Here is an 11,428-nt window from a genome sequence, read left to right on the forward strand (position 1 = left end):
GCCGACTCCACCTCGCCACCCCCGACATCTGACCAGACACGCCAGCCATACCACCGCGTCCGCCGTCAACCCCCGAAGGACTTACGACTCAGACCACTTAGGGACATCCATCCCCTGATTCTGGACCACGGTGTCCTGACTGCCGCTGGGAGAGCCCGATGATGCCCCTCGGAGACGTCGCGACCTTGGCGACCCTCGGCTCGGGGTAAGCCGAGGGTCATGCAGGAAGGAGCTGGACGACCCCCACCCACGGGAAGTCGCCCGTCTTGTGACTCGCGCGAACGCTCCAGCGTCCTGCGGGCACTGGAATCTGGGCCTGCTCGGGCAGACCTCCCTGGTCTGGGTACTCCACAGCGAGATCCGCTCCAGCTACGGCGGAGTCCAGGAGGACCGCCGGCCCATCGGTCTCCCACATCCCACAGTCCTCCCAGTCGGTAGCCGGATCGTTCAGGACGTCCCGCGCGGCCTCAAGGAGCTCAGCATCCGAATCGGCGGCGAGCCACCGCACGAAGACCATCTGCTCAGAGAGGTAGCACGTCGTGGCTGGCTCGTCAGCCAGCACCAGCCCCGAGGCTGCGGCACCAACATCGACGATCCCGGCCCAGCCCTCCACGTCACATGCGCGGTCGTAGTCGTCGGGCACCTCGGTCCCTCCGACGATCATCCCGTCCTCCGTGCAGCCGCCCCACTGGTCCACAGCAGAGGCCGGGATAACGATCAACGGGCCGCCCATCGACTGCACCCAAGCGAGGTCGGCGTGGAGGTATCGAGAGCTGTTGCGAGACGACGTCATGCGATCAGTCTGCCCGCGCCCACTGACACCGACTGAGGAGCTATTCCGCACCAGCCAATATCCGAACCTGCCGATACTGTTGCAGCACACCGGCTCGCCGGACTTCGCGGAGCTGCGGGCGGCCGGGATGAACGGCATGTATCTGACCGATCAGGCCCTGCATCAGACCGCTCTGCCGGTGTCCGCGCTGCTGATCACTTTGGTGTGAGCGGGGGCCGAGGATGAGGAAGCCCCAGGTCAACGGTCCCGACCCGCTGGAAGCGGCTGGTCTGCTCGCGCTTGCTGCGGAGGAAGTTGAGCGTCAAGTCGATCCCTTCGATCTCCCCTGCCAGCCCTCGGTGACGGCCCGCCTGCGGCGGGCCAGGAGGTCCTCCTCGATCTCGTCGAGGCGGGGCAGCATCTTGGGGTTGACGCTGAGCATCGGGCAGCGGATGCAGGCGTGCTCGTGCTGGCAGGGGGAGCCGTAGGGCCGTCCGCAGGAACCCAGTTCGATGCGGCGCTTGTCGAAGTGCTCCTGGAAGTCGGTCCACTCTTCCGGGGTGGGGTTCCGGTACTCCTCCTTCGGCCGTTCGGCCCGGCGCCGGGCGAGGAACTGGTGGTAGTTGCTGATCACGTCCTCGTCGAAGACCGCTAATGGTGGAATCGGGTATTGGAACTGGCTGAATACCTCTGGACCATGGGGTCTCCGAGGGAGATCTGACTTGACCATGGGCGACCTGTGGTAGGCAGAGCTGGTGATCAGCCGACTTCCTCTTGACCAGCAACTTGAGTCCCTGCGTGCGGTGTTGTCCCGTAACGACGTATTGACGGAGGTGCTGGCGCGGACTGCGACGCTGGACCTTCCCGGGTGGTATGTGACGGCAGGATGCCTGTTCCAGACCGTGTGGAACGTGGTCACGGACAGGCCGCCGACCAGTGGCATCAAGGACTACGACGTCTTCTACTTCGACGGAAGTGATCTGTCCTGGGAAGCCGAGGACGCGGTGATCAAGGCCGGGCGGGAGGTATTCGCCGACCTGCCGGCGGATGTTGAGATCCGCAACGAGGCACGAGTTCACCTCTGGTATGAGGACAAGTTCGAAGTCGCGTGTCCGCCGTATGAGTCCACTGAGGCGGCGATCGACAGTTTCGCCGCGACGACGTGCTGCCTGGGAGTACGTGCGGAGACCGATGGCCGGTGGCGCGTGTATGCGCCGCATGGCCTTTCGGACGTGTTCAACCTCATCGTCCGGCCGAACCCGGTGCTCGCCCCTCGCTCGGTCTATGAGACCAAGGCAGCACGATGGCGAGAGCAATGGCCCGAGCTGACCGTGTTGGACTGGCCCGCCGCGAGCGTCACGACGAGCTGTTCCTCCGGCTGATCTCGGCTGCGTAGACGCCCCAGTCTCCGGCGGCGGCTCGTTGCCATTTGACGGCGACGGTGATGTCGATGCCGAGGGTGCGGGCGAGGACCGCGGCGGGCAGTTCGGTGGCGAGTTGAAACAGGGCAGTTGAGCGGGTCTCGGCGAGCCGGATGCCGAGTTTGCGGAGTCGTTCGCCCATGGCCCAGACGCTGATCGGGCGGCCGGGCTGGCCGCCGGGGAAGAGCCAGGAGGAGTCTGTCCGGGCGAGAACGGCATGACTGCGGCGGACCGCGACCTGGTGGAGGGCGAGTTCAGCGACGGGTGCGGGCAGCTCGACAGGGACGGCGCCGAGGTGGAGGCGGACTGCTCCGTCGGTCTCCTCAATGTGGTCGACGGTGAGCCGGGAGATCGCCGCGGGCCACTGGGCATAGAGGAGCAACAGCTGGCCGGCGAGGCGGTAGTCGGACTTGAGGGTGTCGTCGTGCAGCAGACGGCGGGCGGTGGCCCAGCGGGCCTCGTCGTCCATTGCCTGGGACGGGCCGTTCCATCGGACGGCCGGGAAGCTGAGATCGCGGGCGATCTTCTGGGCGAGGGCCCAGCGCACGAAGTGGCCCGCCTCCCGGCGGTGACGGACATCGTCGCTGGTCATCCAGCGTTCGAGGTCGGCTTGACGGCAGGTCGCGAGTGTCAGTCCCTGGGCCTCGATCCAGTTGAGGAGATGGACGGCTGCGCGCAGATGCTGGCGGACGACGGTGAGCTGGGTGTGGGTGATGTCGTTGCCGTTGCTGCGTCGGCGGAGCCGTCGCAGGAGATGCCAGGTCGCGTACCGGTGCAGGATTTTCCGTCCCTCGGCAGTGGCGTGGGAGGTGACGAGATCGTTCACGTGCCGTTCCAGGCGGACCATCTGCTCGTCCCGCTGGGGCAGCGCGCGGGTGGCCACGAGCACGCTGCGGATGTGCTCGACGACCTTGCCCGCCGGGAGTTCGTCCAGGGCCTCGTGTGTCAGGGGCCGACGGCCGGAGCCGAGATCGGACAGGACGGTGGAGACGATGCCACCGGCCAGCCAGCGCATCGCCGTGCCGGCCCGTTCCGTCTTGGCCAGGGCGTCGTTGAGGGCCTGCAGCTTCGGGGGTATGGAGCCCGAGTCGTCGGCGAGAAGCTCGTGGAGCCGCTGCTTGAGAGTGCAACGACGACATGGCCCCGGTGAACGAAGCCGCTCGGCCTGCCCGCAGGTGGGGCAGGGGTGCCAGAGCTCGGCGTCCGGCTTGGTGCAGGGGCCGCAGACCGGAGCGTGGAAGGCGTAGAAGCCATGGATCACGGTCAGGTTGTGGGCGATCGTCGACGGCGCGTACCCGGCCCGCAGGGTGGGCTTGCCCGTCTTCGGGTTCACGGATCCGGCAGGGTGGCTGTCAGGGCGCCGACGTTCGCGTTGGGGGTTGCGGGCGTGCCGCAGCCAGCCCACCAGGGCGGCGGTCTCCGCCTCGGTGACCTGTTCCCATCCCACGTCCAGGGCCTAGAGCACCCGGTGCCAGCGCAACAGGTCGTAGCCGTAGCTCCGGCAGGTCGCCGTACTGGCGTCGCCGAGCATCCGGTCCCGCAGATAGACGCTGACCGGCTCGATCTCACGGCCGGCCGCATCCACCACCAACCACGGCAGCGACGGCGTCGTACCAGCGACCACAGCCCCGACCCGCGGCAGCCGTACCCGCCCGTCAATCAGATTTCGATGAAGCGAAGGAGTCTCATGCACGCTCACATGATCAGAACCCAAGGCCCCCGAACCGAACGAGAGGCCCAGTTGGTGCAGTTAACAGACCCGGCCTTGCACCGCGCCATTGGCATCGCGGCCGCGGCCGTCACCACCTGGCTCACCACCCGCCCCGGCGCCCGCCAGTGAGCCGCACCCGCCCGGGAATTCGTACGCGCCACGGTCGGCATCGACAGCCTCGCCGTCCAGCAGATCGAGGACGACCTCACCGCCGATGACGTCGACGCCCGCGAACTCCCGGCCGGGGATGAGTGGTGGCGCGGCTGCCCGGGCTGGCCCCTGCCGATCCAGGGCGGGGCAGCTGGCCTCGCCGCGCACCGCCGCACCGTCCACAGCAGAGCCGGTGATCCCCGGCGGCCCATCACGATCCACCTTGAGTTCTGACCCGCCCTCACCGGTGTGACGGACGCTCCGTGCCGCCCCGGCCCTCCAGCACGACGGAGGCCGGGGCGGTCGCGGTGGTCCCTCACCACCGAGCACACGAGAGGAGCTGGACGTCATGCACCTGCGGATTTACGAGGTCGACGTCCCCATACACGACACCACCGACCCGGCCCGGCGCGGCCTGCACGTCTTCACCGGCGTCGCCGACTCCCCCGCCGCGGCCCTGCGCCGCGCGCACGAGGTGTACGAGTCCGCGCTCGCCGCGCACACAGCCGGACTCGAGATCCCCGGCAAGCAGCCGGACAGCTGGGGAGCGCGCGGGCTTCGACCCGAATGGGAGCTGGAGTGGCCCGCCGCGACGGCCGGCCTCTGGCACAACCCCGTCAGCTGGACCAGCCGCAGCGACTTCGCGCTGTAGCTCCGCCCCGGGACAGCCGCTCTGCTTGCCGGCTTCGTCGGCTGCCCCGGGCCCATCCCAACCCGTACGAGACGAGAAGAGGGAGATCACCAGTATGGCCTCCGTTCTGCGTGTGCAGGCCCGAATCGGGCAGCGCGCACTCTTACTGACCGCCGCCGCCGTGCCGTTGACCGGCTGGGCCGTGCACGCGGTCACGCTGCACAAGCAGCTCGCCGCCACCCGCCGCGACCCGCTGACCGGGCTCCTGCGCCGCGACGCCTACACCGCCCGCGCCCGCCGGATCCTGGCCCGCCACGGCGACGGCGTGGCCGTGGTCCTCATCGACCAGGACCACTTCAAAGCCGTGAACGACACGATGGGCCACGCGGCCGGCGATTCCGTCCTCACGGCGACCGCGACCCGGCTCACCGCCTGGGCGGGCTCGCGCGCATCCGTCGGCCGCCTCGGAGGCGATGAGTTCGCCGTCGTCCTTCAGCTGCCCGCCGCACGCCTGGAGCAGCGCCTCGCGCAGCTGGTCCGCATGCTGCACACCCCGGTCGTCCTGGACGACGGCCGCACCGTCGACGTCGCCGCCTCGGTCGGCGCCGCGACCCCGCGCGCGATCGGCTCCCGCGACCTGAGCCTGTTGCAGAGGGCCGCCGACGCCGCGCTGTACGACGGCAAGCACTCCGGCCGCGCGGCCATCGCCATCGCCGCGCACACCACGATCCCGTCCATCAACGGCCGCCGGGCCGGACGTCCCGGCACGGCGGTGTGGGGGCGAGCGGCATGAGCACCGGAACCTTTCCGTCGGCGGGCGACTGGATCCGCGCCATCAGCGTCAAGCAACCCTGGGCCGCGTGCATCGCCGCCGGGGCCAAGAGGGTCGAGAACCGCCCGCAGCACTGGCCCTGGCGCGGCTGGCTCCTGCTGCACTCGGGCCTGCAGATCGACCGGCCCGCCCTGCGCCTGCCGCTCGTCGCCCGCGGATCCGCGGCCGCGACCTGCCGACCGGCGCCGTGATCGGCGTCGCCCGGCTGAGCGGCTGCCACCAGGACCCGGACGGCTCCCCGCCCTGCGGGCCGTGGGCGGAGCCCGGCCGGTGGCACCTGGAGCTCACGGATGTCCAGGAGCTCGCCCTGCCAATCCCCGCACGCGGACAGCTCGGTCCCTGGAAGCCCACCGAGGACCTGGTCGCGCAGGTGCGTCAGCAGCTGCCCGACCTGCGGCCGTGAGCCGCAGAAACCGCAAGGAGCCGCTGTTCGAGCCGGGCCTGATCCCGGCCCCCGGCGGCCTGCTGGACTGGCGCGACGCCCAGCACTTCGACCGCTGGCAGATGCGCCCCTGCGTGCTGTGCGACAAGCCCACGCCCATGCGCTCTCACCACGGGGAGCCCGTGCACAAGGCGTGCGCTGAGGACTGGATCGCCGCGAACCCCACCGAGGCCCGCCTTGGCCGGTTCGCCTCCGACATCCAGCCCAAACGCCGGCGCGACGACGACCACGCCTGAACCCCTCCGACCGGAGGCCCCTCATGAGCAGCACTACACAGCGCGACGTCGAGCACGCCCTCGCCTATCCCGAGCCGCCCGCTCATCCGCTGTGGCACCGCCACGGCGCACCGAAGCCCCGGCCGCTCACACCCGAGCAGCAGAAGCGCAACCGCGAGCTGCTGGACCTCGCGTTGCGCAAGCCCCGCACCGCCGCCGCGTAGGAGGTCCGGCCATGTTCACCGACATGAAAGAGGCCCTCGAAGCCGAGGCCCTCGCACTCACCCCGCTCGGCAGCGACCAGAACAGCGCCGCCTCTGTGGTGGTCGCCCACCACGCCCGCGACAAGGACGACCTCGCCGACCTGCTGGGCGTCCTCGGACTGCCCTGCGCCGAAGACGACCTGGTGCGGCTGCTTGCGCACCTTGCCAGCCCTGACACTCCCACCGGAGATTCCATGACCGTCAACGCCATCACCGCCACTGCCGCCTTCATGCTCAACAACGGCGATGACCCCGAGCACGTCCGCAGCACGCTCGGACTGTCGGAGAGCGAACTCGCCGAAGTCGTGAAGCACGCCGAGAAACACGCCGACCTGTCCTCCCCCACCACCGTTCCCGCCCCGGACACGGACGACGGCACCAGTGCCCCGCAGGCGGCTGTCCCGGCGTCCGACGGCACGGCGGACACCGACGGGATCGAGGCTCTGCTCTCCTGGGCGGAGAGCCACCCCGCCGCCAGCATCCGCAACCGGGCTGCCCGCGTACGCTCCGATCTCACCGAGCTGACCGAGCGCCACGCCACCGACGCCGCCCAGCGCCAGGCACAGGAGCGCGTCGCCAAGGCCAAGGCCGAACTGGAAGCCGCGCAGGAGCAGCTGCGCGCTGCGAAGGCCGGCGGCCGCGCCGCCATGGCGGTCCAGGACGCCACGCCCCTGACTCCCGCCCCGGCGGCGGCTCCCACCGGCAAGCGCGGCAAGGAAGAGCTGGGCGCGATCCGGATGTGGGCGCGCGCCAACGGCCACCAGGTCGCCGATCGCGGCAACCCGGCCAAGGCCGTCATGGACGCCTACGACGCCGCTCACCGCGCCAGCCTGGCGGAGGTGAGCTGATGGACGCCATACCGCTCGCGCTGGACGGATACCTGGCCGCCGAACCCGAACCCGGCGACCGCGAAGGCACCGCCTCCTGGCGACTGACCTGCTCCGCGGGCACCGACCACTTGGTGGAAGAAGCGGTCATTCCCTGCACCACCATGGAACCGGAGATCGCGCACGCCCTGCTCACCGAGCGGCAGCCCGGCGACCTGCTCCGCGTCATCGGCCACCTCACGCTCCCGGACACCGCCAACGGGGTCGTCCGGCTGCACGCCGACACCCTCGAAGTGCTCTGGGAAGCGCCGTTGCTGGACGCGGACGGGGATGACGCAGACACCGCGACCACGACAGACGCGGACGCGGACCGCAACAGTGCGATCGCGGCTCTCGCTGAAGCACTCACCGGCCTTGGGCAGGCCGCCCCTGGCCCCGGGCAGCGCATCCGCATCCACATCAGCCCGACCGGGGCCCTGGGCACCGGTCTGGAGCACTGCCACAGCTTCGACATCACCCCAGCGCTGGCCCACCGGCTCGCCGACTACGTCGACGCCATGAACTGCTACCTGGACAGCGAACGCCCCGACGGAGTCGTCCTGGACCCGGAGACCATCGCGGACCTGACCGAGCTGTTCGAGGACATCGACCTGATCGACCTTACCAACACGGTCCTCAACGCGACCCGACCCGAACACCGGCCCGCTGTCACACAGGCGATGGACGACATGTTCGGCGACGTCCCCGCCACGGAGGACACCGACCCGTAACACCGGCCACATCCGAAGGGAGGCGACCTTGAAGCCCGCCCAGCCCCAGCGCACCGTCCTGGAGCGGTTCCCCGCCGGAGGCCCCCGCGGCTTTTGGTCGGCGGAAGAGTACGCCGCCGCTCAGCGCGCCCAAGGCAGGCAGGATGCCCGGGTCGTAATGGGCCTCGGCAGCAACCAGTGCCTGGTGGTCACCGAAACCACCACCCAGTAGCACTGTCCTGGAGCGCCGTGCCCCGCCCTTTCCGGCCGGGCACGGCGCTCCCCGCCTGCGAAGGAGATCCCTGCATGGCCCGCATCACCGTCCACGCGGAACCCCGTCACGCCGACAACAGTCCGTGCTCACATGTGGTGAAGCCGTCCGAAAAGCCCCGCGACCCGCAATCCGGATGCACCGGCAGGACCGCGTACGCCGTCGTCTGCTCCGAGCACGGCGACGTCGGCGACCCCCACCACGTCAAGGTCCTTGCCGAGCCCGCGCCACCGAGCACCGCCAAGAGCACCGCACCGCCCTCACGACTCGCTGACCAACACCGCTGTGCCCGGCCCGCTCCGGGCGCAGCCCCATGCCTGCAGGGTGGCCGTCGACACGACTCCGGCCGCCCCGCAGCCCAAAAGGAACACCCCCGAGACGAGACCCCAATGAGTGCCCGCGAGTTCTGGAAGACCGTCTGCCGCCTCACCGTCAGCGGCATCGACGGACACGTACGCGACCAGGAGACCGCGCGGCTGCAGCGCGAGAACACACTGCTGCACACTCTCCCCGGCGCCCCGTCACTTACATGCGAAGGGATCCCCGTGCACCAGACCGCCCACAACTCCGCCTCTCGCCCGCCAGTTGTCGTGCTGTGTGGATCGACCAGGTTCTGGGAGCAGCTCGCCGAAGCCAACCTGTACGAGACCGCAGCCGGCCACATCGTCCTCGCGCCCGGCTGCAACCTCAAGCAGCCCCACCCACTGTGGGCCGACCCCGCCCACGCCGACCGTCTCAAGCTGACGCTGGGCCAACTACACCGCCGGAAGATCGACCTCGCCGACGAAGTCCTCGTCGTCAACCCCGGCGGTTACATCGGCGACAGCACCCGCAGCGAGATCGACTACGCCCAAAGCCTCGGTAAACCCATCCGCTACACCCACCCCGTACCGGCAACGAAGACCGACCGAGGGGGCACCGACACCACACCGCAGTAGCACTACCCCAGAGCGCCGCACCCCGCCTTCCCAGCCGGGTGCGGCGCTCCGCTGTTCCCGCCCCTTTTCACCCGCAACCCAGGAGGCACCCCTCGTGCGCCCGATCCACCTGATCTCGTTCGGCTACCTGCACTTGCCCACCGGCCCGGACGGCCAGCCCGTCCCGCCCGCCGCTGACCGGATCGAGGACATCCGTGACCGGCTTCGCGACCTGGCAGCCGCCCGCGACATCCTCGACCTGGACGGCCTCCACTCCCGCGTCCAAGACGTCGTCCTGAATACCCCCGGCGCCCCCGGACTGCTCGTCAACCTCGCTGACTACGCGGCACGAGCTGTGGCGGGACGGCGGCGCGCGGGCCCTGGCCTCCCGGGGCCGAGCGGCTCGCGATGCCCGCCTTCGACGGCTTCATAGTCGGCACCAGTCTGACTCCCGGTGGTCCAACGTCACCTCGACCAGCCGAAGTCAGTAACGGCCTGCTCCTCGTGTGCCGCGAGCGGTCGGCCGCCCTTGTCGGCTCCCACCACCCCCTGGCCGGACGCAGCGGGAGGGCGGGCCAACGGCCGGATGGTGAGCAGCTCGTCGACCCGCTGATCGCGTCACCGGCGCCGCGGTGCGGCTCTTCCGAAGGGAACGGGGACCCCTCCTCGATGTGAGGCTCGGCCGCTAGGTTGTTGATCAGCAGCAGAGCTGATCGGAGAACCGTGTGAGCGTCCAACTGTCCGTGGGGGCGACTGCGTTCCTGCCTGCCCTGAGGCTGCGCCCCTGGCAGGTCGCCGACGTCGACGCTCTTGTGTCCGCGCATCGGGATCCTGCCCTGCGTCGTTGGCTGACGAATGTGATCAGCAGCGACGTTGATGCTGGTCGCTGGATCGACAGCCAGCGTCAGGGCTGGGCCGCCGGCACCCGGTTCAGTTTCGCCGTTCTGAACGACGGCGGTGAGGGCTTCGGTGCGGCCGTCGGCCATGTGACGGTGAAGCTCAAGGATGAGGGCTCTGCGGAAGTGGGCTACTGGACAGCGGCCGAGGTTCGAGGGCGGGGGCTGGCCTCCCGGGCCCTGGAGGCGGTCGTGCGGTGGGTCTTCAGCAAGGAGTCTCCAGTGCCGGCGGTGCGGCTGGATCTGCTCCACGCGGTGGGTAACCATGCCTCATGTCGTGTCGCCGAGAGATGCGACTTCGGGCTCGAAGCGGTTCTGCCTGCCCAACTGCCCGCGTTTCCAACCGAGGGCCATCTGCATGTCCGCCACAAGTCGGCCCAGTCCTGAGGGGCTCGTGAAGCTCGCGATCAAGTTGTGAGGCTGTAGTTCCGCTGGTCGGGGTGGGGTAGAGGCGCTCGTGTTCGCGGGTGGTGTAGTAGCGCCAGTAGGGGGCGAGGTCACTGTTGGAGACGACGGCACGCAGTCGCAGGACGGCTTCGGCTCCGTGAAGACCCCAGCGGGCGCCGGTGGTGTCGAGGCAGTCGGCGATGAGGTGGCGGCAGGCTCCCTCGACGGCGCCGGTGGCGATCGGCCAGCCGTTGTCGAGTGCCGTGTCGTAGTGGAGTTGGTTGAGGTGACCGGACAGGTAGCGGGGTGGACGTTGCCCACACCCGGGCCACGGTGGGCGACCCGGGTGACGCGGACCAGCCCGAACACGCTGGCCAGCCAGCGTGAGTGTCCCGTCTCCCACCAGGGCCGCACCTGTCCCTCCGGTGAAGGGACTCAGCCTCAGACCCGCGGTATGACCCTGATGTACTCAGACCCCTTATGCGCCCGCCAACCACGTAGCAGCTGATCTGGTACGCCCGCCTACGGCTCGTCAAGATGCCCTCACTCGGATCACGGTGCCAGTGCCGGACGCTAATCAGCCGGCGGGAGGCGACGCCGCACGCCCCGGGCATGCGGTCCCTCTTCGCCGTCCGAGCGTGCCGACGGCACCGTTGCGCCTGCGCAGACAGGGTCGCCGCCCGCCCTGCTCAACGTCTTCTCAACGTCTTCTCAATGTCTTCGGTCGAGACCTCGTGCAGCCTGGTCGAGGCCAGTGCCTGCTTCACTTCCGTCGCTCCGGCGCCACGGACCCACGGTCTTACGTGGAGTGGTAAATACGGCGGGTTTATCAAATGTTCATATTTCAGTCGTTGCCGGGACAGAACCGGCGGTTACTCATGTCCCGCATCGCTGCCCGCGTCATCAGTAGCAACTGGAGTTAGTTGTGACCCGCCGATCCATAC

17 protein-coding genes and 2 pseudogenes are annotated in these 11,428 nt (G+C 69.5%); 14 read left to right on the forward strand and 5 right to left on the reverse strand.

Annotation, left to right across the window (positions count from 1 at the left end):
- Positions 1–217 precede the first annotated feature (217 nt).
- Positions 218–793 (reverse strand): Imm21 family immunity protein, encoded by a 576-nt coding sequence (locus ACFYX0_RS44815; protein WP_355920026.1) that lies wholly within the window; start codon positions 791–793, stop codon positions 218–220.
- Between ACFYX0_RS44815 and ACFYX0_RS44820 the strand changes: the two genes are divergently transcribed.
- Positions 777–1,001 carry a hypothetical protein gene (locus ACFYX0_RS44820; RefSeq protein ID WP_355920023.1) on the forward strand — a complete coding sequence of 75 codons (225 nt, stop codon included), beginning with the start codon at positions 777–779 and terminating at the stop codon, positions 999–1,001. The two genes, ACFYX0_RS44815 and ACFYX0_RS44820, sit on opposite strands and share 17 nt — an antisense overlap.
- 93 nt (positions 1,002–1,094) lie before the next feature.
- Here the strand turns inward: ACFYX0_RS44820 and ACFYX0_RS44825 are convergent, their stop codons facing one another.
- Positions 1,095–1,406 carry a hypothetical protein gene (locus tag ACFYX0_RS44825; RefSeq protein WP_388980834.1) on the reverse strand — a complete coding sequence of 104 codons (312 nt, stop codon included), beginning with the start codon at positions 1,404–1,406 and terminating at the stop codon, positions 1,095–1,097.
- A gap of 121 nt (positions 1,407–1,527) precedes the next feature.
- Here ACFYX0_RS44825 and ACFYX0_RS44830 point away from each other — a divergent pair, with 121 nt between their 5' ends.
- Positions 1,528–2,154 carry a nucleotidyltransferase family protein gene (locus ACFYX0_RS44830; RefSeq protein ID WP_355920017.1) on the forward strand — a complete coding sequence of 209 codons (627 nt, stop codon included), beginning with the start codon at positions 1,528–1,530 and terminating at the stop codon, positions 2,152–2,154.
- Here the strand turns inward: ACFYX0_RS44830 and ACFYX0_RS44835 are convergent.
- Both ACFYX0_RS44835 and ACFYX0_RS44840 read right to left on the reverse strand, forming a co-directional pair.
- On the reverse strand, positions 2,129–3,640 hold the full coding sequence (locus tag ACFYX0_RS44835; RefSeq protein WP_388980837.1) for a hypothetical protein: 1,512 nt from the start codon (positions 3,638–3,640) through the stop codon (positions 2,129–2,131). The two genes, ACFYX0_RS44830 and ACFYX0_RS44835, sit on opposite strands and share 26 nt — an antisense overlap.
- 9 nt (positions 3,641–3,649) lie before the next feature.
- Positions 3,650–3,817 (reverse strand): hypothetical protein, encoded by a 168-nt coding sequence (locus ACFYX0_RS44840; protein ID WP_388980840.1) that lies wholly within the window; start codon positions 3,815–3,817, stop codon positions 3,650–3,652.
- A gap of 75 nt (positions 3,818–3,892) precedes the next feature.
- On the opposite strand from ACFYX0_RS44840, the gene ACFYX0_RS44845 reads away from it, so the two are divergent.
- From ACFYX0_RS44845 to ACFYX0_RS44900, 12 genes and pseudogenes are all read left to right on the forward strand, one after another.
- The gene (locus tag ACFYX0_RS44845; RefSeq protein WP_388980843.1) at positions 3,893–4,033 is read left to right on the forward strand and encodes a hypothetical protein; all 141 of its coding nucleotides are present in this window, start codon (positions 3,893–3,895) and stop codon (positions 4,031–4,033) included.
- A gap of 370 nt (positions 4,034–4,403) precedes the next feature.
- Positions 4,404–4,706 carry a hypothetical protein gene (locus tag ACFYX0_RS44850; protein ID WP_388980844.1) on the forward strand — a complete coding sequence of 101 codons (303 nt, stop codon included), beginning with the start codon at positions 4,404–4,406 and terminating at the stop codon, positions 4,704–4,706.
- Positions 4,707–4,800: 94 nt separating this feature from the next.
- A complete protein-coding gene (locus tag ACFYX0_RS44855; protein WP_388980846.1) occupies positions 4,801–5,478 on the forward strand; it encodes a GGDEF domain-containing protein in 678 nt (225 codons plus the stop codon).
- Positions 5,475–5,920: pseudogene (locus ACFYX0_RS44860) on the forward strand (hypothetical protein). The gene ACFYX0_RS44855 and the pseudogene ACFYX0_RS44860 overlap by 4 nt, the downstream one beginning before the upstream one ends.
- On the forward strand, positions 5,917–6,195 hold the full coding sequence (locus ACFYX0_RS44865; protein WP_388980849.1) for a hypothetical protein: 279 nt from the start codon (positions 5,917–5,919) through the stop codon (positions 6,193–6,195). Before ACFYX0_RS44860 ends, ACFYX0_RS44865 begins: the two are co-directional and overlap by 4 nt.
- A gap of 23 nt (positions 6,196–6,218) precedes the next feature.
- Positions 6,219–6,398: a hypothetical protein gene (locus ACFYX0_RS44870; protein WP_355919998.1), complete on the forward strand. Its 180-nt coding sequence runs from the start codon at positions 6,219–6,221 to the stop codon at positions 6,396–6,398.
- Between the two features lie 11 nt (positions 6,399–6,409).
- Positions 6,410–7,285 carry a histone-like nucleoid-structuring protein Lsr2 gene (locus ACFYX0_RS44875; RefSeq protein WP_388980852.1) on the forward strand — a complete coding sequence of 292 codons (876 nt, stop codon included), beginning with the start codon at positions 6,410–6,412 and terminating at the stop codon, positions 7,283–7,285.
- Positions 7,285–8,034 (forward strand): hypothetical protein, encoded by a 750-nt coding sequence (locus ACFYX0_RS44880; RefSeq protein ID WP_388980855.1) that lies wholly within the window; start codon positions 7,285–7,287, stop codon positions 8,032–8,034. Before ACFYX0_RS44875 ends, ACFYX0_RS44880 begins: the two co-directional genes overlap by 1 nt.
- 28 nt (positions 8,035–8,062) lie before the next feature.
- Positions 8,063–8,245, forward strand: coding sequence for a hypothetical protein (locus ACFYX0_RS44885; protein WP_388980858.1), 183 nt, complete (start codon positions 8,063–8,065; stop codon positions 8,243–8,245).
- A 578-nt stretch (positions 8,246–8,823) separates the two neighbouring features.
- Positions 8,824–9,222, forward strand: coding sequence for a hypothetical protein (locus ACFYX0_RS44890; protein WP_388980863.1), 399 nt, complete (start codon positions 8,824–8,826; stop codon positions 9,220–9,222).
- Positions 9,223–9,316: 94 nt separating this feature from the next.
- Complete coding sequence (locus ACFYX0_RS44895) at positions 9,317–9,634, forward strand: hypothetical protein (RefSeq protein WP_388980861.1); 318 nt, start codon at positions 9,317–9,319, stop codon at positions 9,632–9,634.
- A gap of 310 nt (positions 9,635–9,944) precedes the next feature.
- Positions 9,945–10,484, forward strand: a complete 540-nt coding sequence (locus ACFYX0_RS44900) for a GNAT family N-acetyltransferase (protein WP_388980866.1) — start codon at positions 9,945–9,947, stop codon at positions 10,482–10,484.
- A gap of 20 nt (positions 10,485–10,504) precedes the next feature.
- Here the strand turns inward: ACFYX0_RS44900 and ACFYX0_RS44905 are convergent.
- Positions 10,505–10,788, reverse strand: a pseudogene (locus ACFYX0_RS44905) (ISKra4 family transposase); the annotation flags it as partial.
- Positions 10,789–11,428: the final 640 nt, after the last annotated feature.

Source organism: Streptomyces sp. NPDC002573 (assembly GCF_042889625.1).
Classification (GTDB): Bacteria; Actinomycetota; Actinomycetes; order Streptomycetales; family Streptomycetaceae; genus Streptomyces; species Streptomyces gibsoniae.

What these genes read in the sequence shown, in the direction of transcription:
- ACFYX0_RS44815 (WP_355920026.1), bottom strand. Translation starts at nt 793, where the DNA reads ATGACGTCGTCTCGCAACAGCTCTCGATACCTCCACGCCGACCTCGCT.
- ACFYX0_RS44845 (WP_388980843.1), top strand. Translation starts at nt 3,893, where the DNA reads ATGATCAGAACCCAAGGCCCCCGAACCGAACGAGAGGCCCAGTTGGTG.
- ACFYX0_RS44850 (WP_388980844.1), top strand. Translation starts at nt 4,404, where the DNA reads ATGCACCTGCGGATTTACGAGGTCGACGTCCCCATACACGACACCACC.
- ACFYX0_RS44855 (WP_388980846.1), top strand. Translation starts at nt 4,801, where the DNA reads ATGGCCTCCGTTCTGCGTGTGCAGGCCCGAATCGGGCAGCGCGCACTC.
- ACFYX0_RS44870 (WP_355919998.1), top strand. Translation starts at nt 6,219, where the DNA reads ATGAGCAGCACTACACAGCGCGACGTCGAGCACGCCCTCGCCTATCCC.
- ACFYX0_RS44875 (WP_388980852.1), top strand. Translation starts at nt 6,410, where the DNA reads ATGTTCACCGACATGAAAGAGGCCCTCGAAGCCGAGGCCCTCGCACTC.
- ACFYX0_RS44880 (WP_388980855.1), top strand. Translation starts at nt 7,285, where the DNA reads ATGGACGCCATACCGCTCGCGCTGGACGGATACCTGGCCGCCGAACCC.